This window comes from Pelagibius sp. 7325, from assembly GCF_037652055.1.
Taxonomy (GTDB): Bacteria; Pseudomonadota; Alphaproteobacteria; order Kiloniellales; family Kiloniellaceae; genus Pelagibius.
In genome coordinates, this window is the sequence record NZ_JBBKAH010000002.1 from 624,272 (window position 1) to 649,614 (window position 25,343).

Consider the following 25,343-nt stretch of genomic DNA (forward strand, 5'->3'; position numbering starts at 1 on the left):
CCTTGACGGATTATGCCCAATCCTGTCTGAAGAGCGGCTCCAGGCTTCCCATGCTAGGTGGTAGGTTCCGCTCACATGTCAGGCCAAGGTAGGTAGCAGCACGTGTCGCACCAACATACAAGTATTTATCGAATAGATCGGGACGAGCCTTCGCCAGGCGATCGATACCTACGTAGAAGACGGCCTCGAACTCCAATCCTTTGATGTGTTGGACGTCGAAAACGCGTACAGCGCTATCCCGGCCTCGCACCTTACCTTCCAAACAAGCCTCGACGCTGATGTTGTTATGAGCGAGTGCATCGGCGAGAAGAGCCGCGAGAGGACGAACCTCTTCTTCGCTCTCGACCAGGACGGCAATAGACGGCAGCTCACCGACAAATCGCTCGATCTCATTAATGCGGCTGGCTAGCCACTTTGCGATTTCATGTTTATCCGCAAGGCCCTTCACTAGAACCGGTGGAACACCCTCGTTCTCTGCAAAATCCGGCAACTCCGCATCGGCTTCACTTTCACCAGACAAAGCGGCGATCTGCCGTGCAAGATTGTAAAGCTGGCCGCTCTGCCGATAGGCAATGGTGACCGTCCTGATGCCAATGTCCGGAGCCGCCCACCGCACTTCGTCTTCGGATCGCGTACCCCAGCTTGTGATGCGCTGATTAAAGTCGCCGCATGCGAAGAAAGATCGCATACCCGGCCGCGCTAGAGTCGCCATACATGCCAACTGAATTGGCGAGAAGTCGGTCGCCTCATCTACTAGAACCTGCGTCCGGTAGAGTTGTGCCATCCTTTCCAACGTGGCGTGAGCCGGCGTTCCCAAAGTGGTGAGATTGCGCGCGCCAACTATGAGCTCATCAGTTCCGCGCATCATCGCGAGCAAGATCGCATCGACCTCCAGTGGATGCACATCCGTGGGGCTAAAGCCATCGCTTCTATACCAGCGATCCTCGCTCTGGCGAAGGCGCCGGAATCGGCGGTACCGCGCTGGGACCCCGTCAATGTATCGGCGCACTGGGTTTACGAATACTCTGAGCGCAGATTGCACAACCAAGCTCTCGCCCACTTCTAGGAGTTCCTGATCACCCAATGCTCTTTCGCCCAACCATTCAATGAGACGCCCCGTTGGTCCGCTTTTGGGAAGGCTTCTTCTCCGAGCCCGCGCCCGTGCTGCGGCACGGACGGCACGCATGTAAGCCACGACCGCGGCCGCACGCCCCACGCGCGGTTGACTTGCCTCTTCGTCTTCATCGCCGTCCTGTTCGGTGTCATCCTCTGGCAAATCGTCCAAGCTCACGACGAACGAAGCTAGCTCATCTAGGAAGCTTTTGCTTCGGTTGACCTGAAGATTCAATGCTCCACGAATCTTCTCATCGGTGACTGCTTTCATTTCACTCACTAGAGAAGTTATCTCTTTGCCTACAGCTGCAAGGGAATCAAACGCTGTTGGTCTCAGGGTCGGGCTGGAAGTCTCGATAATAGTGGCGATCTCTTTGCCGCGCTTCGCTACCTTCGGCGACGCATTTCCGCTTAACGTCTTAGCTGCAGCACGCAATTCTTCCAGAAAGGCCGCCTTCTGCCACCCATCGAAATCTGTAAACCAAGAGACCTGCTCGAACTCAAATCCAGATGCTAGGGTTTGCACGCCCTCCTTCATAGTCATTGCACTTCTACTCACTGCCGATCTCAGTATTCGGAAGTCGTTGCGTGCCAGACCTTCACGAAACTCTGTCCAGGTGTGGATACGATCGTCCGGCGCGGGGATGCCTTCGAGATTGAACGCCTCTTTCACATAGAGTCTGAGCAGCTCTGTTGGGGCAAACATGATCCAGCTGTTTGCATGGTCGACATCTGGAGTTCTGCTTACTGCACGCCGCTCGTCCTCCCCCAAATGCTCTAGATCGAGTTTCTGACCGAGACGGTGAATCAACGTTGTGGTTTTTCCCGTACCGGGCGCCCCTAAAATCAAAAGGCGACTATCCAAGGGCATGCGAAAGATCTCGCCCTGGTATTCGTCGAGGACCGGCTGGTTACGCAAGTCCATCCTCGATATGACGGCACGCCGCACTCCATCACGTATGTTGGCGGCCGACTCCTCTTCTCTCAGGAGCCTATCGAGCGCCGTCCCATCATTCTCTTCATCTTTCTTGAAGAGAGCCCGCAGGGACTCGACGGTTAGCGGTCCGTACTCTTCACCATCGAGAATAGAGTTGCGAGAGTCCCATGTGTGACCCGATAGAATTGGTTGGAATCGAGCGTTCTCGATCACCCTAACAAATACAGTCTTGCCGGCTCTTGGTATCTCAAGTTCTTGGCCGACCCTCAATTCTGCCAAACGTCCTACAGGTGACCGATAGCTCGCAAATTTTACGCTCTTATCCGGAAGTGAGATCGGGGTCGCTCGACAGAAGAAATAAGTTGCCTTTGCCCCCTCTTCATCGATCACTACGACACGTGCAATCGCTGGTTCGCGTATCAGAACGCCATACCCTTCTCTGACCGCATGAGTGATCTGCCCAAGGTTTCTGACAGCCTTGTCGTACGTTGCAGTATTTATGGTAGCAAATGAGGAGGCGCCACTTTCCGGAGTACTTCTTGCTAGGCTAGCCCTTGCCGCCTCGGCCACTTCTTCGAATTTGGTCAAGCTTTCATCGGCAACAAAAAGAAGAAGCTTCTCTGGGTCTTGCTCACTTGTCATGCCTTGCCCCCTGCACATGCCTCTCACTGATCATTTTTGAGCTTTGTGGGCTCCACTCGCGGCGATCATGAAAACCCACATATCCCAGCACCTAGGTGTGCGTGCTATCGCTCCGTTCCTTGACTGTAGGTTCTAACCGGATTTGCAAGTCATCCAGTTTTTCTTCACCCAGATTTTGCTTGAAGCACGTCTGGAGGTACTCAACCAGGTCATCCTGTCGCGGTTGTCCAAAGGCGAGTCGATAGATGGTCAAGCTGCGCTTGAGCCAGGCCAGCCTTGTGATTTCCCGACTGAATGGCAGCATGGGTACGCGTCGCTCGACCTTCACTGAACCCTCATAGATCCAATAGGGAATGAGGTCGGTATCAGCGGCTGCTTCCGTGCGCGCCTGCTCGAACATGTGTGCCCAGGGGTCGTGAGGCACCGAATCTCGACCACGAACAACGTCGCGCTGCCGCTCCGCCAGGTTCAGCCGGACGGCATGCCCCTTGAACCGGTGCACCCTACCTTCTCGCTGTTCAAGGTCGACAGGGTTCGAGGGCAGGTTCCAGTGATAGATGCGGTAGCAATAGGGATGGAAATCCAGGCCCTCCTGACCGACCGACGTGGTGGCAAGAACAAAGGGTCGGAACGGCGAGTTGAAAGCCTCCCGAACGGTTCCTAGGCGAGCGACATTTCCCTCTTCATCGCTATAGTCAGAAAGGCGCATCGCAAAGCGACCACGCATTTGAAATCGACCGATCGAAAGCTTGTCTCTATCAAGCACCAGGTCATCAACGTCAATCTGTGAGGGGCGAACGGACAGCGCCGTTACCATCGCGTCTTTAACGCCGGCTACTCGCTTCTCAGGTGGCGCACCTACCAATCCCTCCGCGTCCACCAGATAATGCGCGTACTCATCCAGAACGGCCTGGAGATTGTGCTCGGCGCCATAGGTGAGCACACGGTGCCAGTAGCGTTCCTCCCCCTCCTGCCGAAGTAGCGCGATGGCGTCGTGCTGGTTGAACAACGTGCGAAAAGCCCAAGCAATTTCGGCCGCAGCGCTGAGAAGATTCTCATCGTCCCACGCAAGACTTGGAGCTATGCGGTGCAGCGCACGAAGTGCGCAAACGGCAGGACTGCCAAGAGCAACATCAACAAGGAGGTCGACTTGGCCGGCAGGCAGGATTCCGGCACTGTCTTCGGCAGTAAGCTTCACCAGCTCCGATATGTGCTGGTGAAACGCATCTTCGCTGGCGAGTGCAGACATTCCGTCCGCCGCCTCAAGCCAGCTGGCAGTGCTAGCCCCCAGCATTTGGTCGAGTAGCGCTGGCGCCGCCCACTCCGGCGGCCCCTTTGCGTCATCGCCATCCTTCGTCACCCGGAGAGGGTTTAACACTGCCCGCAGCCGCTCCGCGACATCAGTGCGGACGGCTTCGTAAGACAAGGTGCCGTCTCGCGTGGCGAAGATTGAGAGGGGATCGCCGATCTCCGCCAACTTCGGAGACGGATAGATAAGAAGAAGCGCCCGTAGCCCAGTCAGCCGGCCCTGGTCGTTCCGGAACTGCAGCGGCCTCAACCGATGCTTCTCGAAGTAGCGGCGCCCCGACTCGCCGACCCCCATTCGTCGCTCGGCGTCATAGGAGAGAATGGCAGAGATGGCGTCCGGCACCATCGACCAGGAAGAGAAAACCAGGGCCTTTGTCGGAGGCGGGGCGGACCTCTCCCCCCCGTAATAAGGCATCGAGGGCGGAATCCAGAGATTTTTCTCTAGGCCCTGACCAAAGATGTCGTCCATGAGAGCGCGCATGCGACCGTTAGCCGGGTCCAGCGGTTCGTATCGGTCAACAGCTTCGCGATCAAGCATTGCTGACCTGGCTGCCAAGATCGCCTCCCGTAGGCGTGCCGGAGGCGTGGTTAGCTGCTGCTCTAAAAGTCGCTTCAGGCTGTAGTGCCGCATGAAGTTCAGCAGGTAAGGTGCGGACTTCCAGTATTCGACAATCTCAGGGGCATCGAGCGCCCGGGCGACGTCGGATACGGCAGCTGCCTGCGCTAAATCGCCCGATTCAACTCGGACATCCATAGGCGGTTCTCCGACCATGGAGTCCCTTTTAGCAGTGCTAGAGACCCTTTCCGTCCGTGCCACTACCCGGCGCAGTTTCTCCTCTATAGCGCCACGCGATCGCACAGCATCGTCATGACTGCCAGGCAGCGCGAGCAACAGGCTGCGAAACCTGCGCATCTCGCGCTCCAAATCGGCGGCAATTTGGCGCCCCCGCTCGCGCCCATAAAGGAAGGCTAGTGTCTCGAGGAAATCTTGATAGTGGTCTCCCTCCTCGGCCTCATCGCCGGCGAGCGTCAACATTCGATATGGTGTCGCCGACAGGAGCAGTGTTCGGGCTGCGCCGCCCTCGTCGTCAACGTAATCAAAAAGCTCCCGGGCGAGGACTGCAGCGTCGCTGTCGCCATGTAGAAGCTCCCGGAAGCGCTGAAACTCGTCCATGATGATCAGATCGGGCTCCAGCGCATGAACGCAAGCGCGCGAGAGCTTAGCGCGCAGTCGCCCGATGAGGGCGTTCCGAGGCTGCGTCATTTCCGGTGGGTAATACTCTCGCCGACGTGGAAACATATCGCAGACGCGCTCGAGTTCTTGAAATAGCTCTTGATCTGCGCGTACCGCAGATCGAAAGCGCTCAATAATCCTCTTGTCGATCCCTGCAAGATCCATATCACTGGCTACGCGGTTCCATCCTTCGATGCCGGCGGTTGCCTGGAGCAAGTTGTGGAGGCCGCGCGGAAGCGAGACAGAATCTTCGAGAAGCCGCAGCAAGAGGGCGCGTTCGCGAGTCACCCCGGTGGAGGAGCGGAGATCGAACGTGGTGCCGGGCGTGAGACTGATGAAATTGACCTTGTTAGCCTCCAGCCCATTTTCGCCACGCAGCTGCAATGGAATGAGGGTCATTCGGGTCGGAAGCGCGAGCTGGTCGCGCCCGAGGACATTCAACCGGTTGAGGTTCTGCGCCGCGATCGCCTGGTTGGAGCAGATGTAAAGGACGTCAATCCGCCTCGTCGTATCCCAAAGGTGCTCGATCGTCTTGGCGATCACGCCGCGGGCCACCATGGTCTTGCCGAGGCCAACCTCGTCCGCCACCAGGAACTGCCGCACATGATCATCATCGGCGTAAAGTCGGCGAAAGACGTAATCCACGGTTCGCTGCTGGAATGCCTTGAGCGGCTCTAGGGCCTCTTTGGCAGAGAAGCGTTCAACCTTCATGGGTGTGCTCCCGCGCCCGGAGCGCCGCCCGGAAGGACTCCCAAAGAGCACGAAACTCCGGGGGAACTGGGTCCGACGCTTGCTCCTCAGCCGCCTCCAGCCTCGTGATAAGTCGCTCAATGGCCCGCAGCTGATCACCGCCGCGGCAGAAAGCGTGCACCATCTCTTCGAGCAGCGGCTCGTCGTCGACGCTGCGTCGCCAGCTGCCATTGCCAACCCCGGACTGGGCGGCGAGCGCCGCGGCAAAGGGATCGCCGAGGTCGCTGAGCAGCAGACGCAAATAGCGGAAGAATTGCTCTTTGTTGGCGATCACACGCCGTAGTATGGCGGCATGCCTTTCGGCTGGGAGGCCGTCGATCTCCAGGCGTGTGCTGAAAAGCAACTCTGTCTCGCTGTCGCCGTCCACTAGTTGAAAGGCGAGAAAGCGCGTGAGATCCGCAAGCGGCATTGTCCCAAGATCGACCGCTTGGCCCGAGCGAAGAGCCATCAGCACATCTCGACGGTGCCCCTCGCCTCGCGTGATTAGCCAGGCCCACAACGCGGCTACATCATTTAGTGCGATTGACTCCGTTGCTACCAGCCAGAGGCGCCAAAGAACGCCGTCCACATCCTGCGAGTCGGTTCGCTCACATCGGAGCTTGAGACCGCTTCCGCAAAGAAGTCTTCGTGTCCCCTCAAGTCGCCACTCAGCGGCCAGACGATCGGCGTCAGTAGCCGCCAACTCGCCTGGAATGTAGGGACGAGTCAGCCGCCCAAAGCCTTCGTCCCCAAAAATCTCTTCCACCCCACCCAACTTTGAACGTTTTCCGGTTAGGCTGGCAAAGATTTCCACATTGTGCCCGGAAGTGAGGGCGGGCCGCGTAGCGTTGCCGGATCCGATGGTGAGGGTTGTGCTCCACCCGTTTTCGGCAATGAAGGCTTTGGCGTGAAGACCCTGAAGCGCGGTAGAGTCGGCCTCCTCTCCATCTTCGGTAGCCGCAACGTCGTCCAAAACCGCCACACGATCGAAACGGTCGAGCGTGTCTTGATGGAGAGCAGCGAGTTCGTCAGCGCGACCAATCAGCTGCGCTTTCTCCTTTGCGGGGAGATCCGACAGCATTGACAGGGTAGCGTCATCGCAGAAAGGGGAAATAACCCCAAGCCGCGCGCAAGGCTCTGGGCGCCAAAGCTTACCGCCGAGGCCATTCACTGCGAAGGCAATGCTCTCGAAAGGCTCGGGCAGAGTCCAATCGGCCCGCCGCAGATCCTCTGCCAATCCTTCGGCGAGGGTACGGCTCTCCTGGGGCAGTCCTGCGACAGCCAGCTCCGGCAGTCTGCTGACGAAGTCTACGAGCGGCCGGTTCATAGCCCGCCGGCTTTTCGTGACGATGCCATCCAAAATCAATGAGATATCCCAGGAGCGATCGCGCGTCAGGTTGCGCGACAAGACCAGGAGGCGCACTCGCATTGGGTCTTCCGAGCGAATAGGCTTGTAGCGCAATGCCCACATCTTCGGATGGAACGCCCCTCCTCCCGGCGCCGTGACCTCAACGATCACGTCCTCCAGTAGCGTGCAAAGCCGCCCGTGTGCGCCGGCATCGGCCTGGATGTGGCCCGCATCCGTGAAGATCAGGAGACGGCCGGCAATCCGCTCGGCGCCCTCCAGCAGCGCCAGGGGGTGGGTTAAGATGTCTTCCCGATTCTCCGCGGCGTAGAGCGCAAGGCTTACCGGCACGGCCAGTGCGGTAGCCAAGTCGAGCGAGTAGGTGGTCGCAACCGCCCCGTCGAAGGTGTAGCCGGGCGGTGGCTGGAGACTGGCGCCGTAGAGGGCGCGGTGCTCCGGGTCCAGGCTCCAGTTACTCGGCATCAGCGAGATCCTTGAGATGCGACTGGACCACATCCCAGCGGTAAGAGAACGGCATGGTCCCTGAGGCCCCGCTCCAGCGATCAAGCACTGCGCGATTGACATAGCGGGACTGGGTCGTCTTTAGACGGCGCTCGCGCGCTCGGACCAGATCACGCGCCCGTGTTGAATTCTGAAGCTCGCTGGCGCCGGACAGAGCGAGATCCCGCCATTCCGCGACGAAACGCCTCGCCAATGGCTGGATGGTATGACTGGGATGAGCCACAGCGTCCCAGAAGTCCTCCAGAGACCAGTGTTCTATGGCTGAACCATCGAGCTCTGCGGCCCACTCTTGCATCCACCCCTGGTAATGTTCGATCCATTCCTCGTTCTCGCGGAGCTCGCTGAGCGCCAGGTTGTAGAGCAGTGCAGCGCCATGCATGACGTCCGAGAAAATCTCAGCATGCCCGACGAGCCGGCGGGCGGCTGCCGGAAAATCTGCGAGATTTGGGTGGGTCCAAATGTAGTCGCACTCCGCTTTCATCCGGCTTCTTGCAAGCACAGTTAGGAGCGACTGCCCGTGACTGACCACCAAACGATCAACGATGAACTGAGCTTCATCTGGACTCAGTTTGAAGACAGTGCTTTCCAGCAGGTTTATTGGCATTTCGGGCAGTGTCGGATGCCAGAACCCGTCTTCCCGCTGCCCATCTGCCTTGGCCTCCTTGTCCAATAACAGGCGACGCCGCTTCAGCCCCGGCAGCGAGGCAAAATAGCTATCGATCGAGCCCTCAAAATGACGAATCCCCCAGGCGCCAAGGCCGGCCCAGTAGACGGAGCTTGGCAGGCGCTGCAGCTTGGCTCCGGCATCCCGACCGAAGACGCCGTTGGTTTCCCCCCCGGCCTTGAGAGCCTCCGTGAGCTGCACCTCCATCGCCCGCGCCTGGGCCGCAAGCTCTATTTCCGATCCGTCACGGCCTTCCAAAGAACGGAAGATCCAGGGGACGAACAGCATGTATCGCAGCCGGGTCTGGATGGTGCTGGTACCAGGGAAGAGGTGGTCCGAGATGGAATCGCGGATCGCGCCCAAACCCAACTCGTCGCGGCTGTCCCGTTCCTGAAACAGCGCCATGATACGCTGCGCTCGCTGGCGCTCGGCCTCGTCGAAGTCAATCCAGGCCAGAGTGGACACCCTGCAGCCCCCAATCTCAGGACGCTGCCACGGCCGCCGGAGCGCCGGCAACATCGATGACGGTTCCTGAAGTGAGCAAGACGATCAGTCCCCGCTCGGCGCCTGTCACGTCGAGGTAGGCACTCACCTGGGCCCGGTAATGCTCGACGGTTTCTGGCGCCGGATTGACATCGCTCTTCCAGTCGACGATGACCTGCGGCCGTCCGTCAGCGTCGAAGGCAACAGCGTCCGCCACGCCGGCCGTTACCTCCTCCGTGGCTTCCACCACAGTCGACGCATAGACCGGCAGTTCCGGCGCCAGCCGCGGGCGCAGCTCTGCGATCTCATGAAGAGCGAGGGCTCGAATCACACAGTCGGCAAGCTCGGTCGGGGCGAGGCCAGCGGCGGGGTCTTCTGCGACCGTGTGCCCCACCTCCTCGATGAGGGTGGCCGCGCGGGACTCCAGCGCCGTGCGTTCCTCAGGCGTTTCGCCGGTTAGAACCTCCTCCAGCAGCTTATGGAGGATCCGGCCTCGATCGCGGCCACCCTGGACTGCGGGCGCCAGCGGCGCTTCGATCGTGGCACCGTCAGGGTCCGTCATGAGGATCTCCGGTACCTCTGACCGCAGCACGGGCCCGACTGCACTCTCGCCCCGGCTGGGCGCAGCCCAAGTCAGCTGTCTCTGCTTCGACGTGATTTCTGCAGCCTCCGCAGCGAAGACCTCGCGGGTCTGGCCATTCTCCTCTCCCGCCGCACCCAAGGCGACTTCGGGCGGAAGATGCGAGAGATCCAGCGCAGGGAGCTCCCCCAGTTGAAGGTCGGCAAGCGATATCCAAGCCGAGCTAGCAGGCTTCACGTCCAGCCGTGGCAGGACGAGCATTTCCCGAGCACGGGTCGCAGCCACATACCAAAGGCGGACACGCTCCCGGTCGAGCTCCGCCTTCTCGGCATCTCGTACATCCTCGTACCCTGTCGGCTTGACACCCAAGACAGGGCAATAGAGATGACCGCTTGCTCGGTCGACTACGGCGTTTTCTGGACCCTTTACCTGGGTCATCGTGTTGATCGGGACCACGATCGGCCATTCAAGTCCCTTGGCCGCATGCATGGTGTAGAGGGCCACGGACTCTTCCTGGGCATCGGGGCGCCCTTCGACGGCTCTCGATTCGTCAGCCCAGGCAGCGTTCATCGCCTCGGCAAAGGCCCTGATTCCCCTGACCGAGTAGGTCCGGCTCATGGCAAGGTAGAGGTCGACATTGGCGAGCGCCCGTTCAGCCTGGTCACGGTGTCGTTCCAGCAGGATGGGCCGCAGGCGCAGCACATCGACGGCCTGCGCCAGAAGCTCATGCGGTGTCGTCGAATGGATGCGTCGCCGCAGGGCCTGGAGCTTCTCGATGACGTCGCGAGCCAGGGGATGGGCGATCGCCTCAAGGTCAAGACTGAGATCAAGGCGCGGCAGCTTCTCCGGCGCTTCCTCGCTGCGGGGCAACGCCCAGACGATGTCGAGCAACTCTTCTTCGCTGAGACCGACGACCGGGCCGCGCAGGAGGGCCCCGAGCGCCAAGGTGTCCCTGTGATCGGCGAGCGTCCGGGTGATGGCGATCAGGTCCTGGACTTCCTGGCGCCGGAAAAAGCCCTTGCCCGCCTGGGTTGCCACCGGGATGCCCCGCTGTTCGAGTGCTTCCTCGTAGCGCCAGAGCTCACTGCCCGTCGGGGCCAGGAGGGCAATATCCCCCGGCCGACAGGCCCGCACGTGTCCGGTCTTGCGGTCCAGGATCGATTCGCTACCGATCAGCCGGGCACACATATCCGCCACCGCCTCGGCTTCGCCATCACGCTGCTGCTCTGCCGTGGCTTTCCCCTCTTCATTGGCAACCGCGATGTCGAGAGCAGCAACTGAGAGGCCGCCGTCTCGCGGGGGATGGAAGGAATCTAGAGCGGTGAAGCCGGGCTGGCCATTTTCAGCCGAAAGCAGTGGCTCAAAGCGATCGTTCACGTAGTGGAGAATGGGTGCGCAAGAGCGGAAGTTGGTCGAGATCGGCAAAACGCTATCAGGGTCCTGGGCGAGAAAGGCTTCGCGTGCCAGGAGGTAGGCCGCCACATCGGCGCCCCGGAAACGGTAGATTGCTTGCTTCGGGTCGCCGACCAGGAAGAGCGCGCCGGGCCGGATCCGGAAATCCTGCCAGTTGTCTCCAGACGCCCCCTCTGGCGGCTCACCACAAAGGCGCCAGAAGATTTCGATCTGGTGGGGGTCCGTATCCTGGAACTCGTCGACGAGAACATGGGCGAAGCGGGCTGCAAGTGCCTGGCGGACCGGCTCGTTGCCTCGCAGCAGGTCACGCGCCGCAAAGATCAGGTCATCGAAGTCGAGGAGCGCCGCCGAGCGCTTGTAATCCCGGAAGCGATCGACAACCGGCGCCAACAGGTCGGTGAGATCTGCCAGAACGCGCGTGGCGATGGCCTGCTTCATCTCGTCCCAGGCTGTACAGCAAGCGGTGTAGTGCTCGTTGGCCGCATCATTCAGGCGGCCACCATCGGCCTTCGAGAGGCCCGCCTGTTTGGCCGCCGCCTCCCACTTGCCCTTCTTCTGAAGTTTCCGGAAGCTTCCAGCCTGGGTGCATAGATCCGGATGGGGGTTTGCCAGCAGCAGCAGGACAAGGTCGCCAGACGTTTCGGCCTCGCTGCTCGGACTCACCTCCCCAGCCATCTCGACAAAGTAGTTCGCGATGCTACTGGTTTCCGGCTCTTGGACCTCCGAACCTGCCAGGGATGCAGCAAAGTCGCCTGCCGCCTGCTGGAATGCATCGACAAGAGCTGCCAAGTTCGTAGGTACTTCAACAGCAAGCTCGCGGCGGCTGCGAAAGTGACGGAGGATGGTGTTGACCAGATCCACCGTCTGCACCGGCTCCCGCAGCACCATCTCCGCCAGGAGGCCATCTCCCTCGCCTGAGAGCGCATCTCGGAGCCAGGCATCGGTAACGTCGAAGAAGGCCATGTCCGCCTGATCTCGGTCCATAACGGATGCGCCCGGATCAATATCGGCTTCCACGGGATAGGGCTTGATGAGCTTCTGGCAGAAGCCGTGGATCGTCGAGCAGGTAATCTCGTCGATCGCCACTGTGGCCGCGGCCAACCGTTCGCGCTGCGAGGCCGCTACCCCATCTGGCAAGGCCACCCGCAACTCAGGTGGGACGTGTCCCTCCGCGAGCTCTTCCACAAATTTGCGCACTCGGATTAGGAGCTCGCTCGCAGCAAGCTCGGTGAAGGTCACTGCGGCGATGTGCTTAGGTGCGGCCCCCTCGGCCAGCAGCATAGCAATGCGCCCAGCCATTACCGCTGTTTTGCCAGAACCTGCGCCGGCTTCGACCAACAGAGAGCGATCGAGGGCGATCAGGGCCGTGCAGCGTGCGGCGTCATCGGCGAGGGATTGGGGAGCGGAAGCCATCATGGCGCCTCCCAAATTTCAGCGGCTGGCCCGAGTTGCGCCTTCGCTGCAGGGATCTTTATCTTTGAGTAGGTAGCGCCGGCATTGGCCGGAAGTGCAAAGGCGAGGTCGTCATATCGCCCGCCCGTGTCTGGCCCAAGAACTCCCGACCCCGCCATCAGGCTTGCGCGCGCCGCCCGCAGGGCTTCTCTGATAGTGGCCAGCGTGGCCTCGGGATCGGCAAGCTGTAGGTCGACCTCGTCGCGGAGGTAGAGGAGAGATGCACTGACCTCTACCTGCTCCCCTAGGAGCGCCTTTACCGCGAAGGCATAGAGGCAACGCTGGAGTTCCCGGCCGCCATCGAGCGTGATGTCGTTCCTGGGCGCCTTTCCGGTCTTGTAGTCCCGAACCAGGGCGCGCTGCCCGTTGCCGTCGATATCCAGCCGGTCGATGTAGCCGTTAATCCGGAAGCCTGTTCCCGGAATTTCAACAGGCACTGATGCGTCCCATGGCATCTCGGCTTCGGCCGCGGGCTCGAGGCCACCAAACGGCACTTCGGCAAAGGAGCGGGCGTCCGGGAGCGGTTCGTCGTCGAAGGTGAGGGCCTGGGCACCCATTGCCCGCACGTCGTCCAGGGTACGCCGCCAGATGACCGGCGGCGGCACCGCGTGCTCCATCTCCCAGGACAGCGCCACGTCCTCGGCGGCGACGTCGATGGCAGATGCAATTTGCGCCGCCGTGGCGTTCGCGAGACCGTCTGCCGACTCGAGGCGGCGCAACGCCTGTTCCAAGGTCATATGGACCAGATTTCCCATCGCCAAGGCATCGAGAACCAGGGGGTCTTCGCCGCTCTCCGGTTCGCGCAAACGCAGGCCGTACTGCCAAACGAAACCCAGGGGATTGCGCAACAGCCGGCGCAATGAGCTAGCAGACTGGGTGCGCTCAAGAATCGACTGCAGTACCGGGTGGTCAGCCCGCACCAATCCGTCGTGCGGCGTGAGCTCGTTGCGCCACCAGTCACGCCAGCAGCAAGCAGCCGAAAGAGCCTGGGGCAGGGCGCGGAACTCTTCAGGGCGCGCCATGAGCCGGTCGGTTTCGCTGTAGGCATGGGGCGGCACGCGATTGCGCCGAAGATAGCCTTCCTCGGGTTGCCCCTGCAGCAGGGGGCTGCGTCCGAGGAGCCGGCCATCGCTGTCACGGCGCGCCCGGGACAGGACAACCTGGTGCTCGGTAGTGGCAAGGATGGTCCTGAAGTCCCGGCGATCGGCGGCACTGATCGGCAAGGGGTCTAGCTCGGCCGACGGAATGATGTGGTCCGAGAGGAGGCGGTCATCGGTGATCGGACGCGGCCAGCGCGCAGAGTTGAGGCCAAGGAGGCGCACAAAAGGCCTCGGTGAGGCTGCCAGCGCGCTCGCGGGCATCCAGGCCATGGAGACGCAGGCCTCGAGGCCGTCGTCCTCCTTCAAGGTCTCCAGGGTCTGGTCCAGGGAAGCCGCCGGCCCCGCGGCCAAAGCCTTTTTCCAAATTTTCAGGGCACGGCCGGTCAGCAGCTGCTGTCCCACCTTCTCTGCCACCCCTACACCTTCACCCAGCTGGGCTATCAGTGCTCGGAGTGCCGGCGTGTGGTCGGCCCCGTCAGGCCAGTCTTCGGCCGTCAGGCGGTCAGCTAGCCGATCCCATGCCTCGACCGAAGCCAGTGGCGCGTCGTTCGGCAGCACCCTTGTCCAGCCTTCTGGCAGGGCTTTGAAGAGCTCACCCCCGTCCCCGACGAGTGCCACCAAGCGCCGCATCCGGTTTTGTGAGATGCCGCGCACCAGGATATCCGCCAGGGCGGCCGCGGCCTGGCCTTCGCGACAGGCCGTCACAGGCACCCCGTGCACGAAGTGCAGATCCAAGTTGGCGTCGGAACGGAGCGCCAAGAAATAGTCGTCGTACTCGGCTGGCGTGACGGAGGCGATGGCGACCTCGCCCGGCGCCGCCTGCCCCGTCGCGATCAGGCGGCGCGCCCAGCGCAATGCCTCGATCGCCTCGTGGTACGCGGTAGAAGCGGAGACGGTCTCCACCGCTGGGGTCTTGGCTTCGGTTTGCACCACCTCCACCATCTTGCCATCTAGCCATGACGGCGTCTCACGGGGCCCGGCAACCCAGCGGATCGGCACCTTTGCAGCGAGCGCGTGAAGCAGTGGCCGCCAGCAGGGCGAGAGCTCAGTAATGCCGACGATCTCGACGGGACCGAACAAGGCCTCGGCATGGTCGAGACGCTGCATTCCTGCCGCGACGATATCGGTCGGGCGCAGCATCGATGGGGGCAGAGTACCGAGGACCGCCGCTTCGAGTTGGGCGATAGAGGCCAGGCGGGGTTGATCCCCCGCGCGTGCTTGAAGATCCACCCCTGCACGCCAAGCCTTATGCAGGGTCCCCACGGCGGCGCCGATCATTCCAGGCAAGGTCTTGATGCCATCGAGTTCGCCCAGATCGGCCTCCGCCAAGCACGCCTGGACGGCAGCACGCAGGGTTTCTTCGTCGATGGGTTGGCAGAACCCGCCAGCCAGCCGTACGGCCAACTGCTCGAAGGTCATGACCTGAACGCCATGGTCGCGATGCCGGGCGGATTTGAGGCGCATTTCACGCATCGCAAGCCGCCCATGGGCAACAATTGTGCGGCGCGCGGGTGCTGGCATCCCTCCCCTCCCTATGGTCGGCGTTTCTTCTTTGCGGTTGGCGACGGGGCCCATCCGTCGATGCAACCGCTGGCACATTGAGCCAGTCTCAAAATAAGACTATAAATTATACTGGTCGATTCGTTCTGTCCATATACTTTCTATACTCTTTTGTGAAGAAAGCAGCTGCACCATGAGAAAAGACAGCGCCGAATTGGCATGGGGAGTAGAACGCCGCCTTGAGTTTATCGAGTTTCGATTGTACTGGGAAGGTCGGGTAAACCGGGGCGATATCATGGAAACCTTTGGCGTTTCGGTGCCTCAAGCCTCCAAAGATCTGACGCTCTACCAGGAGCGGGCGCCCGGGAACGCCATCTATGACAAGAGCGCCAAGCGGTATATCCCGAGCGAGGGTTTCCAGCCTCGGTTCACGACGGCCAGCCCCGACGCCTACCTATCGCAACTGCGTTCTGTGGCGGACGGGTTCCTAGAGCCGTCTGCTGCCTGGATCGGGGACGCTCCCCCCTTCGACGCAGCATCCACACCCTTTCGGGCGGTGAGCGGTGAGATACTACGCTCGGTTCTCACCGCAATACGTCGAAGGCAAATGCTGGAGATCAAGTACCAGTCCCTCTCCAGGCCAGAACCGCGGTGGCGCTGGATTGCTCCTCACGCCATCGCTTTCGATGGATTCCGATGGCATGCACGTGCCTTTTGCGACATCGACAAGTCTTTCAAGGATTTCCTCTTATCGCGGATGCTCGCAACCGCCGAAAGCCGACATAGCGACATAGACAACACATCAGATCAGGATTGGCAGCAGCATGTAGTGCTGGAAATTGGGCCCCACCCTGACCTCTCTGAACTCCAGAAGAAGGTCATTGAGCTGGACTACGGTATGCGGGATGGCAAAACGGAAGTGCGAGTTCGTCGCGCCTTCCTCTACTACACACTCAAGAGGTTAGGCCTGGACACCGATACCTCTGAGCGTAGACCCCAAGACCAGCAGATAGTGCTACTGAACGCGCAAACGCTCCGCGCCCATTGATCTGGCCCAAGGTTGCAGTTTGCTAGAGGCAACGGATACCATCCTCGGTCAGGGGGAACCACATGCTTACATTGATTGAATCCCGAAAGGAAAAGCGGGAAGCCAGCGACGAACTTCGGGCGCGGCTCGAAAGTGCTTGGCGTGCTCGTGAAACACGAATTGTGACTTGGCGTCCTGGCAGCCAGCGGATGTCCATACATCACAACGAAAAGTACTGGTACAAATCATCACTGATCAGTCCGGACAAAGGAATTCGACGCTACTCGCACTCATTCGGGCCATACCGGGATAACGGCAACCTTCAGATCAGTGTGGAATTCAATGTGCCAACGGATGCGAATAGCCGAAAAGTATCAGGTTTTTTTGCGAGGGATAGTCAGACGGGTGCTACTTACCTTATGCACGACGGAGGAGTCGGAGGCGGTAAAGCAGGCGTCGGAAGAAAGGCATTTCTCGCATTTTCCGATTGTAAGCTGGTGTCCGTGGCAGACTTGCAAGGTGATACCCGTCTCGGAATCATTGTCACCCCCATCGATTCAGTCCGAAGCGCCGCTAACATTGCCCGCTTCATTGAGATGGTTGTCAGCTTCAAGAACGCTGTGCGAAAGGGGGAAACCACGACACCGCAAGCACGAGCAGCGCAGCGGCGTTATGGAGACTACTATGATGAATTTTCTGGCAGGAAGCGGAGGCAACGTGTCAAAGAACTTGAATACGTCTCTCGTCACGGGGACATCGTGCGTGCGCTGCGGAGCTGGCGGATGCAGTCGATGGCACCACACGAAAGAGTGTTCAAGGATGTTTTTGCCGATCTCGGCGTTCGAGTAAAAGGCGATACTTGCGAAATCTACGAGGTTAAAACAAGCTGCGATCGCCAATCTCTCTACGCAGCTATCGGCCAAATCATCGTCCACGACGATTCGTCGAACCAGACCTGCAAACGGTTTCTTGTGTTGCCTGACGATGGCTTGATTCCGGATGATATAAATCGCGCCCTCGTCCGTTCTCGCATTGCTTTGATTCGATTCGTATTTCAGGGCGATGCAGTTCAGATACGACCTCCGCAGCAGTCGTGAGCAATTTGGGCGGAGAATTGTGGTCGTTTCCGCAGGCGCAACAGCGTTCTCTCCTGCTAGAAAGCTCCCACCGGCAGGTCTCCGCACCATCGCAAGCCTTCTCAGGCACTATCCACTGACTTTCGATAAGGGGCAGTTATGGCAAGTCAGCGGCTGGGGCTCGACAATGACGGGGTGGTTCATTGGCGCGACGGCGGCAAATCATTCTCATCGGAGCGGGTTGAGCCGATTGTGCTCTTCGCTGACCATCTTCAGAGCCGCGGACGGGACGGCTTCGGATATCTGGAAGGATGCATCGATTGTAGCGAATCATCAGCCCGCTGCTTCGCGCCCGCTGACGGATCCGACGCTATGCAGCGGAGCTGGCTTTGCGATTAATGCCGCGTTCCTTCGGGTAAGCCCCACCCACGTCAGTCATCATCTGGTCGATCGCCCCGAGACTGCGTTCCATGTCACGTGCAATAAGTTCCAAGGCGCAAGAAACACGGTCTTCAATGCTAGATGCACGTGCAATTTCAACAATGGCTGCGTGAGCCTCGTTCAAATAGAGCATGTGGTCTCTCATATCGTTTACGAGCTGGTATGCCGCGTCCGGGTTAGACTGGGCATTGGACTTGGTGAGAGACAACTGTGAGTCTTCCGATTTTTGTGCCTTGGTCATGTCATGTTCCTGCGCAATAGCTAGTACGGTCCAACGGGTAGCCTGGATCCAGAGACTGATAGCGCGACGTAGAGCGCGCGGGCCTTTCCTCCTCGGGCAATGCATCGCCCGTCTCCAATAGGCGCATGGCTAAGCGCTCTGTCGGCTGCGGCGTTCGACTACCAGAAGGTTATCGGCTTGGGAGACAATGACGTGACAAGGGTAACGATTTCGTCAACGGATACCTCCCTGTTTATCTTCTGAACGGGCTAAGCCCTGGCGAGGGGCACCGTCTTGAGATGGTTCTCGATTGCCAGGATGGCGGCCGGTGATAGCGGCAGGTTGGCCCTTTCTGACTGCCAATGCTGATGAAATAGCGCCACGGTCTCGCGTGCGGTATGGAGCACCAGCGTTTCGGGGAGCCGCGCTTTGGCCGCGAAATGCGCAAGTTCATCTTCTGTGAAGTCGTCAAAGCGCTTGCTCCGGCTCACATTCAGCGCCGCCTTGTCATCTGGAATATAGGCGATGGTTGAAACAAAATCATAAGCTGGGGCCAGCGCCGCATTGCGCCGATCTGGATAGATCAGCGACCAGTTCTTGAGATGCATGTCGGCATTACCGATCAGCATGTTGAAGGTAAGACGGCGAACAAACTCTGTGATATCCGCCTCGTTGCCTTCCGCAGCAATCACGCGCGCGATACTGCGTGCGCTGGCTTTTTCGTATTTGTCCTTCGGGTAAACGCCGAAGACCTGGGCGAAGTCTTCGATGTGAACGGCGCTTCCATCCGATAGCCGGTCAAAGCGTTCGATGGCAAGAGCCTGGCCCCTCACGTTCTCGAGCCCGCTCGGCAGGTTCCTGACGGCATTTAGCTCTATTAACTGAAGTGCCGGCACATCCATGCCGATGAGTCGGGCGAGCGTCATCATGGCGTACTCGTTCTCGGGAACACCCTCATATTGCAGCGAGGGAAGTTTAACGATCCAGGATCCACCAACGCCTTTGACAGGTATGGTCAACCCGCCAGTGGCATCATTGATGGCCGAGAATTTGAGCTGAACGCCTGCGAGTGAGAACCGTAGGGCATTCTCACGGTGATGATCAGCCTCATGATCATGATCACCAGCATCATGAGCATCGGGAGGCCATTCTTCGCCGTCTGCCGGTTTTACGGTGATGGCACCGGGCAGATCATGGCCGAGCACCCAGATCAGAAAAAACTCCCGCTCGGCGCTCACCCCGGCGCGGTTGGCTAGGTACTCGCGCATATGACCTTCGGGCAGAAGGTTTGAAAAAAAGGGCATCAGCCTGGTTTGGGTGGACCTGAATTCGGTGATGAGATTCCCGAGCGCATCTTTGAATCCAGCTCCGAGCACGGGCCGTGCTTCATCCGCTATATAGGCGTCATTGAACGCAAAAATCGTGCGATCGCCGCCAACCCGCGTCAATGTGCCGATCGGTTCGCCGTATAGCAGGACATTGAGGACGAATACATCAGCCATCGTCGTCCTCATCCAGGCTATAGGCGGATTTCACGTACTCGGTCTGGGGCTCATGGACAGGCGCATGCGCCAGTGCATTGCGCAAACTCTGAAGCTGCGACAGAGAGTCGCGAATGGCCTTTAAATCGCTGTGGCGCGCCAGATACTTTTTGTAGACCTTGTATGCCTGTTGGATTGATTCCAGATCGGACTTTGCCAGTGGAAAGTGACGAAGCTCGCGAAGCTGACGCTGAAGCTGCGCCACTTCCTTCGGCGCTTTCGCGGCATTGGAGAGGGTTGCCAGATCCTTCTGGAAGTTCTGGAGTTCTTTAGCAGCCTGATGTGTTGGGCGTGTTTCGGGGGGCGTAGCGCGCGCAGAGCTCCGGACGATAGACTGCACCGCTGATATTGCCTTGCGCGGCACAAGCGTCAGCTCCAGATCAAGCGCTCTGGCCAGCTCGACGAGGCTGGAGAGCCTAAGGTCAACCGCTCCGCTCTCGATCTTCGAGATATGACTCTGGGGCACGCCAGCCCGCTCGCTAAGCGCGCGCTGGCTCAGCCCCTTCTCTTCGCGGACGGCCTTGAGCTTCCGCGCGATATGTTCGGTTTCGTAGCTCACTTGATCTGCTTTACTGCATCATTTGCGCTATTAGATATGTAGAAACATATCATTTCTAGGGGCCATTTCAAGAGTCGATATGTAATTATATATCAATATTGGTTTCTGATATATAAATACCGATCATGAATGACGGAGGCAACTCCAACCTCCTAGCGGCCTTGACCAGCCTCAGGTCTGAAGGCCGCTCTAGGCGGCCTCTTCGCTTTGATTCACCTGCGAGCTCCGCAGACTATCTGCGGCGCGCCGGCTTGATCTGATCCCGCTATCAGAACCTTCAGAAGAACCTCCTGGCTCCGGTGCCGAGGCTTTCTGGAGGATCACCGGCTGCCGCACCCCCTCAGACCCCGACCTTGGCCTTCGCGTGAAGCATGGCCAGGCTTTGCTCCACGACAGGTCTGGTGCGGTCGTGGACCAATGCCGCCGCTTCGTGCCAGAAGGAAGGATCGAGATCGGTGGCGCAGGTCTCGAGCGCTTCCACAGTCCGCGCTAGCTGATGAGCGTCTCGGAAAGGCGCAAGCCTGCTGAAGCGTTGAATGAAGACCTGCCGGCGAAGAGAGCGGCGGAGATTGGCGGGCTTTGCCAGGATCTCGAGTTCCCGCTGGTGGAGCGCGCCTCCCCTGGAAGCAAGCTGCGCGAGGAGTCGCAGATAGCGCTGAATGTCGGACGGGCTGAAGTAGGCCCGGGCGATCTTGGCGATCTCCGGCTCGGGATCGAAGGCCAGGTGAATGAGGCGCCGGTAGTCGCAGTACATCGCCTCATTCTCCAGCAGCAACTTCACGACTAGACGGCGAAGCGCTGGATCAGGGTCATGGCTGAAGGCGGCGATGCTATCGACAACATCGGCGCGACTGTTGACAAGCGACAGCGTTTCCAGGGCGGCACGCCGCACGAAGGCGATCGCGTCGGAGCTAAGCTGGCTCAAGGTGCTCAACACCGGGCTGGCGTCGGAAAGTGACGTGACCATGCGTGCTGCTATGTACCGAACGACTTCAGCCCGGTCCTGGAGAGCGCCGACGATCAGCTCGCACAGGTTTCCCTCGTCAAGTTTCATGCCGGCCGAAAAAACGGCTTGGGCCAGTCGCGCATCCCCGGCATCGATCGGCTCGCAGTTCCCGGACAGAGGATTGCGCCACTGAAAGTCGTCCTCGCGGCGCGCTTCCAGAAGACGAAGCAAGAACTGCAGTTCCAACACCGGGCACGGGGCCGCACCGCCTTGATTGTAGATCTCGCGTGGCGCCTGGTCGCGGAAGCTCTCGGTCAGGACCGCTTCGAGTCGGGCGATCCCGGCCGCTCCCGCTGCCAGCAGGTCGCGGACCGTCTCGCCCGATGTGACCTGATGGTCCAACAGGAGGGCGCAGTCCTCCGGCGCAAAGAGCAGCTCGCAGAGGAAAAGAATCCTCATCATGGACTCGGGTTGTTCTTCGGTAGCTTCGTCGACGAGGGCAAGGTCCTGCGCGTTCTGCGCCCAGAAGAGCAGGGTCAGCGCTTCGGCTACGTCGATATGATGATCATAGGTCACAGTACGTCTCACTTCTGGTTGTCCGTTCGGCCGCCACCACGAAGGCAGCGACTTGCTGTATTCGAAAAATGTGTACGTCCAGGCGACGATGGCCCTCACGGCACGAAATTTTTCATTCGAGGGCCGATTTTTGAGTTTGGCTGCTCCGCCGGAACCGGGCGGCACTTGAGCTGCTGGGTAGAGCTGCCCAGAGGTCAGCACTGCGTGATATACGCAAGGCCCCAGACCAAGGCCCCTCGAACGGCGCGAGCAGCATCCGGTGCGGGAAACTGCGTCGGGCACCCACCCGAGGCCCGGCGCTTCACGAGAGTGCTGCTCAGCTTCTCATCGCCACCGTTGCTTAATTGGCCCAGCAGCAGGAAATCGAAACGCGATGCTGCGAATGGCTCGGGACACAGTTGCCCAGGGGCCTTCCTGGTCGGCCTACCGGCGGCTCTGCTCTATAGAGCTGCTCTGAAGCGTTCAAATCGGAGCGCCAAGCGGTCGCGGTCGGGATAGTCTTTTTCTCGCGACGGCAGGTGCAGCAGACACCCTTGCAGTTGTTTCAGTGCTTCCAGCATCGGGCCATCACGCTGTTCGAGAAGCCGCTGCGAGACGTGCAAACGATAGTCCGGATCGATACCGATCAGGTGGGCGTCGAATGCCGCATGATGCAACTTCGAGAGAGGCAAACCGTTGGGGACCACTGGCTGGCCAAGGCGCTCATGCTTGTCCGCAACGATGTGGGCGGCGTCGAGAAGGCGTTGTTCGGGCAGGTTGGAGATTGCGCAGCGGCCTCTGTAGGCGGTAACCACCGCCTCTCGAAAGGAAGCTTGGTGCAGACGTTGCTTGACACTGCGCAGCGCGTAGCGCCTTTCTCCGGCGTCCTGCGGGACATAGCAGTCGTCGTTATCGGGGATGCCGAAGACAATTCGGGCCCTGAGGGCAACACTGTCCCAGCCCGCAATGAAAGTCGGGATCATCGCTTGGTAGCGCCCTGGGGCGATCCCGAGGAAATAGATGATGGGAATCTCATTCTCATGCGCTTCACGGAGCCATTGGTTGTCCGCAGCGTTTGGATCTTGCCCCATGAAGGCGTAGTCAACGGCTTCGTCGCTTTCGAAGATCTGCCGGTGCACCTCTCGCTGATCATCATACCAAACGCGGGCACCCGGACGCGGGAACACCGTCTTGATAGAGAGCAGATAACGCATCTGCCTCGGCTTGAAGATGCCCCGCTGCGGGTTCACCAGCGGAATGCGCTCGCCCTCGAATGTAAAGCCGGGGTTCAACTCCTTGGCCGTCAGGTGGCCATGGACTTCGCTTAACCTTCGCACGTGGTCGAAGGCTGCCGTGCGGATGAGCGCGTCGCGTTCTTTCTCATTCATTTCCCGCCCAATCTCCTCGCGACGCCGTCCCGTGCTTGTTTTCCGTCACCAGGATGACACCTCGCCACAGCATGCACCGTTCCGGCCACTCTGTCGGCGGCCTTCCGCTATTTGCGGGCATTCATTGCGCTCACGTGCGCCCTATTGCAGCGACTCGCCAGCCGATCGCTCTACATTCTGGAGCTCTTGCACGGCCCTTGCGATACGCTCCCAGATGCGTTGGCCCTCCCGGTCATTCTTCTCGGCCAGCGATCGGGCGCGGACCGCCGCTTCTCGGGCCGCCTGCGAGCCGAACTGACGGGCCATGACCGCGGCTGCGCGGTAGATGTCGAGATCTGTGGTCATCTTCTACTCGAACTTTCGGCTGTATTCTGACCGCACCAGGGACCAAATCTGAAATCAGACCATGCGGGCCATGGGCGCGCAGGTCGGCCCTCGCCGCCACGGTCCAGCCTAAGCGAAACCTGGGTCATCTCCCTACTCGCCTAGCAGAACATGCCACACAGCACGCCCGTCGGTTCCTTCCAGCAATGCCTCGCTTGAATCGTCAAGACCAGCGAAGAAATCCAGGCCCGTCAACGATTCGATGTCTGCCACCGTCACGATGCAGTCGTCGAGAACGGCATCAAGGGCACATCCCTTCGTGCCGATCCGCCCCGGATGGGCAAACAGGAAGGCCGCGACGCCAGGGTCCGATATCAAGAGCTTGTAGAACATCTGCGGGACCTGGATATCGGCGTTGGGACCGACGTGCTCTACGGGGGCATTGCCGAACACCGGGCCCGCAATGACATGGACGGTTTTGCCACGGCCAACGACGTCCTCGCGCACCCGGGTCTCGAGCTGGTTCCAGAGGCCGCCACTGCCGTTGAACCGGCTATGCAGCTGCGGGGCGATGTTCGACATGAAGTTTACCTCGAAGACCGTGCAGGCATCTTCGATGTCCGCCACAGTGAGGTCATCAGGAGAGTTGATGGCGGCCATGACGCCGTCACCATTGCGGTCCCCGCCAGCGATGAAATAAGGGGCCAGATGGCCTCGGGCCAGGTCCCGGGTGTCGAGCAAGTCGAGATAGTCTGTACTGCGGACGGGATTTGGGACCTCCCGGTCGATGCGGAAGCTCGCCCAGCGCCCGGCGCGTTTCGGCGTCTGGAGGTAGCCCGGCATGGCGTGCCAGGCGACCCATCGCGGCACACGGCGCAGTGCATCGTATTCGGTGACATAGGCGCGCCGGACGAGAATTTCCCCATTGGATGGCCGTCCCCCGAACAGGTGCTCCGCTAGGAGCACGGCGCGCCTGTATTCACTGAGGGGCGGACAGTCCTGCCCCCACGCGCTGGCCGCCCAGCCCAGGCAGATGACGAGCGCCACGTAAACCGCGATGGCCCAGCGAGAGGTCATGCTCATCCGGCGGCTCTCCCGGCTCTCGAGGGGGGAACGTGTTGCTCCGTCTTGCCCAGGTATGGCGCGCGCTTTACCACCTCCCGATGGTGGGTCCCTTCCCGCGCCGCTGGTCCAATCACAGGGAGCCGACAAACCGGCAGCAGCCCCATCGCGGCTTGCCTGATCAGCGCCGAACCGTTCCGGAATCGGCTCTGCAAGGCGCCCTCGAGGGGCAACGAATTCGCCCGTCAGCATCGTCTGGGGGCCACGCGTTCGCCGTTACCCAATATTAAGAATAAGACCATACGCTACTATCTGTAGTTGAATATCCCTTGTCCACAGCTTCCCGGGCACTGGCATGCGAAGGGCATTCCGTGTCGACGAGAAAGGAAGCTGAGCTCTTCGATGCCTTGATCCCAGGAGTCGGCCTATGCGTGTAGCTTCCCTGACAGCCGCAGCGGCCTTGGTCGGAGGAACAGGGGGGTACTTCCTGTTCGATCTCCTGGCCCCTTACTTGGGCCCGGTCGAGGCCGCCCCGACCGCCGTGGCTAGCCCCGAGATCATTGTCGGCCAGGCCTCTGTCGTCGATGGAGACACCCTCGAAATCCACGGGACTCGCATCCGGCTGCATGGCATCGATGCACCCGAAAGCGATCAACTGTGCACCCGCCAGCATGACAAGTATCGCTGCGGCCAGAGCGCAGCGCTGGCCTTGTCGGACAAGATCGGCAAGGGTGTCGTCGGCTGCGAGCCGAGGGACGTCGACCGCTACGGAAGGGTGGTTGCCGTGTGCCGGGCCCAGGGTGAGGACCTGAACGCATGGATGGTCGCCAACGGCTGGGCACTCGCCTACCGGCACTACTCGATCGACTATGTCCCGCAGGAAGAAGCAGCCGCGGCGGCAAAGATCGGTGTCTGGCAAGGCGCGTTCGTCCCGCCTTGGGATTGGCGGCGCAGCAGCCGCCTCGCAGACGAGGGGAAGCGACCCGATCAGTCCGCAGACTGCTTGGTGAAAGGGAACATCAGCATCAATACGGGTGAGCGCATCTACCACGTCCCGAGCGGGGAATATTACTCTCGAACCAAGATCAATCCGGCAAAGGGTGAACGGTGGTTCTGCAGTGAGGCAGAGGCTCGGGCAGCTGGCTGGCGGCCGTCGAGGCGGTAGCGTCCGGCGACGTTGTA

General features: G+C 60.3%; 16 protein-coding genes. 3 read left to right on the forward strand and 13 right to left on the reverse strand.

Annotated elements, in window-relative coordinates; all coding sequences use genetic code 11:
• Positions 1-10: 10 nt before the first annotated feature.
• From WDC82_RS04980 to WDC82_RS05005, 6 genes are all read right to left on the reverse strand, one after another.
• The gene (locus WDC82_RS04980; RefSeq protein WP_340116153.1) at positions 11-2,692 is read right to left on the reverse strand and encodes an ATP-binding domain-containing protein; all 2,682 of its coding nucleotides are present in this window, start codon (positions 2,690-2,692) and stop codon (positions 11-13) included.
• A 91-nt stretch (positions 2,693-2,783) separates the two neighbouring features.
• Positions 2,784-5,945: a helicase C-terminal domain-containing protein gene (locus WDC82_RS04985; RefSeq protein WP_340116154.1), complete on the reverse strand. Its 3,162-nt coding sequence runs from the start codon at positions 5,943-5,945 to the stop codon at positions 2,784-2,786.
• A complete protein-coding gene (locus WDC82_RS04990; RefSeq protein WP_340116155.1) occupies positions 5,935-7,791 on the reverse strand; it encodes a phospholipase D family protein in 1,857 nt (618 codons plus the stop codon). Before WDC82_RS04990 ends, WDC82_RS04985 begins: the two co-directional genes overlap by 11 nt.
• A complete protein-coding gene (locus WDC82_RS04995; protein ID WP_340116156.1) occupies positions 7,781-8,959 on the reverse strand; it encodes a DUF6361 family protein in 1,179 nt (392 codons plus the stop codon). Before WDC82_RS04995 ends, WDC82_RS04990 begins: the two co-directional genes overlap by 11 nt.
• Positions 8,960-8,975: 16 nt before the next feature.
• Positions 8,976-12,386 carry a UvrD-helicase domain-containing protein gene (locus WDC82_RS05000; RefSeq protein ID WP_340116157.1) on the reverse strand — a complete coding sequence of 1,137 codons (3,411 nt, stop codon included), beginning with the start codon at positions 12,384-12,386 and terminating at the stop codon, positions 8,976-8,978.
• Positions 12,383-14,995, reverse strand: a complete 2,613-nt coding sequence (locus WDC82_RS05005; RefSeq protein ID WP_340116158.1) for a PD-(D/E)XK nuclease family protein — start codon at positions 14,993-14,995, stop codon at positions 12,383-12,385. Before WDC82_RS05005 ends, WDC82_RS05000 begins: the two co-directional genes overlap by 4 nt.
• 220 nt (positions 14,996-15,215) lie before the next feature.
• On the opposite strand from WDC82_RS05005, the gene WDC82_RS05010 reads away from it, so the two are divergent.
• Both WDC82_RS05010 and WDC82_RS05015 read left to right on the forward strand, forming a co-directional pair.
• Complete coding sequence (locus WDC82_RS05010; protein WP_340116159.1) at positions 15,216-16,070, forward strand: WYL domain-containing protein; 855 nt, start codon at positions 15,216-15,218, stop codon at positions 16,068-16,070.
• Between the two features lie 62 nt (positions 16,071-16,132).
• A complete protein-coding gene (locus WDC82_RS05015; RefSeq protein WP_340116160.1) occupies positions 16,133-17,146 on the forward strand; it encodes a hypothetical protein in 1,014 nt (337 codons plus the stop codon).
• 349 nt (positions 17,147-17,495) lie between these two features.
• Here WDC82_RS05015 and WDC82_RS05020 read toward each other — a convergent pair whose 3' ends face one another.
• From WDC82_RS05020 to WDC82_RS05050, 7 genes are all read right to left on the reverse strand, one after another.
• Entirely contained in the window at positions 17,496-17,807 is a 312-nt protein-coding gene (locus WDC82_RS05020; protein WP_340116161.1) for a hypothetical protein, read from the reverse strand.
• 248 nt (positions 17,808-18,055) lie between these two features.
• Positions 18,056-19,288, reverse strand: coding sequence for a HipA domain-containing protein (locus tag WDC82_RS05025; protein WP_340116162.1), 1,233 nt, complete (start codon positions 19,286-19,288; stop codon positions 18,056-18,058).
• Positions 19,281-19,886, reverse strand: coding sequence for a helix-turn-helix transcriptional regulator (locus WDC82_RS05030; RefSeq protein ID WP_340116163.1), 606 nt, complete (start codon positions 19,884-19,886; stop codon positions 19,281-19,283). The genes WDC82_RS05025 and WDC82_RS05030 overlap by 8 nt, the downstream gene beginning before the upstream one ends.
• A 340-nt stretch (positions 19,887-20,226) precedes the next feature.
• The gene (locus WDC82_RS05035) at positions 20,227-21,507 is read right to left on the reverse strand and encodes a hypothetical protein (protein ID WP_340116164.1); all 1,281 of its coding nucleotides are present in this window, start codon (positions 21,505-21,507) and stop codon (positions 20,227-20,229) included.
• Positions 21,508-21,848: 341 nt separating this feature from the next.
• On the reverse strand, positions 21,849-22,775 hold the full coding sequence (locus WDC82_RS05040; RefSeq protein ID WP_340116165.1) for an HNH endonuclease: 927 nt from the start codon (positions 22,773-22,775) through the stop codon (positions 21,849-21,851).
• Between the two features lie 141 nt (positions 22,776-22,916).
• Positions 22,917-23,120 carry a hypothetical protein gene (locus WDC82_RS05045; RefSeq protein WP_340116166.1) on the reverse strand — a complete coding sequence of 68 codons (204 nt, stop codon included), beginning with the start codon at positions 23,118-23,120 and terminating at the stop codon, positions 22,917-22,919.
• Positions 23,121-23,252: 132 nt separating this feature from the next.
• A complete protein-coding gene (locus tag WDC82_RS05050) occupies positions 23,253-24,182 on the reverse strand; it encodes a DNA/RNA non-specific endonuclease (RefSeq protein WP_340116167.1) in 930 nt (309 codons plus the stop codon).
• Between the two features lie 406 nt (positions 24,183-24,588).
• Between WDC82_RS05050 and WDC82_RS05055 the strand changes: the two genes are divergently transcribed.
• Positions 24,589-25,326, forward strand: a complete 738-nt coding sequence (locus tag WDC82_RS05055) for a thermonuclease family protein (RefSeq protein ID WP_340116168.1) — start codon at positions 24,589-24,591, stop codon at positions 25,324-25,326.
• Positions 25,327-25,343: the final 17 nt, after the last annotated feature.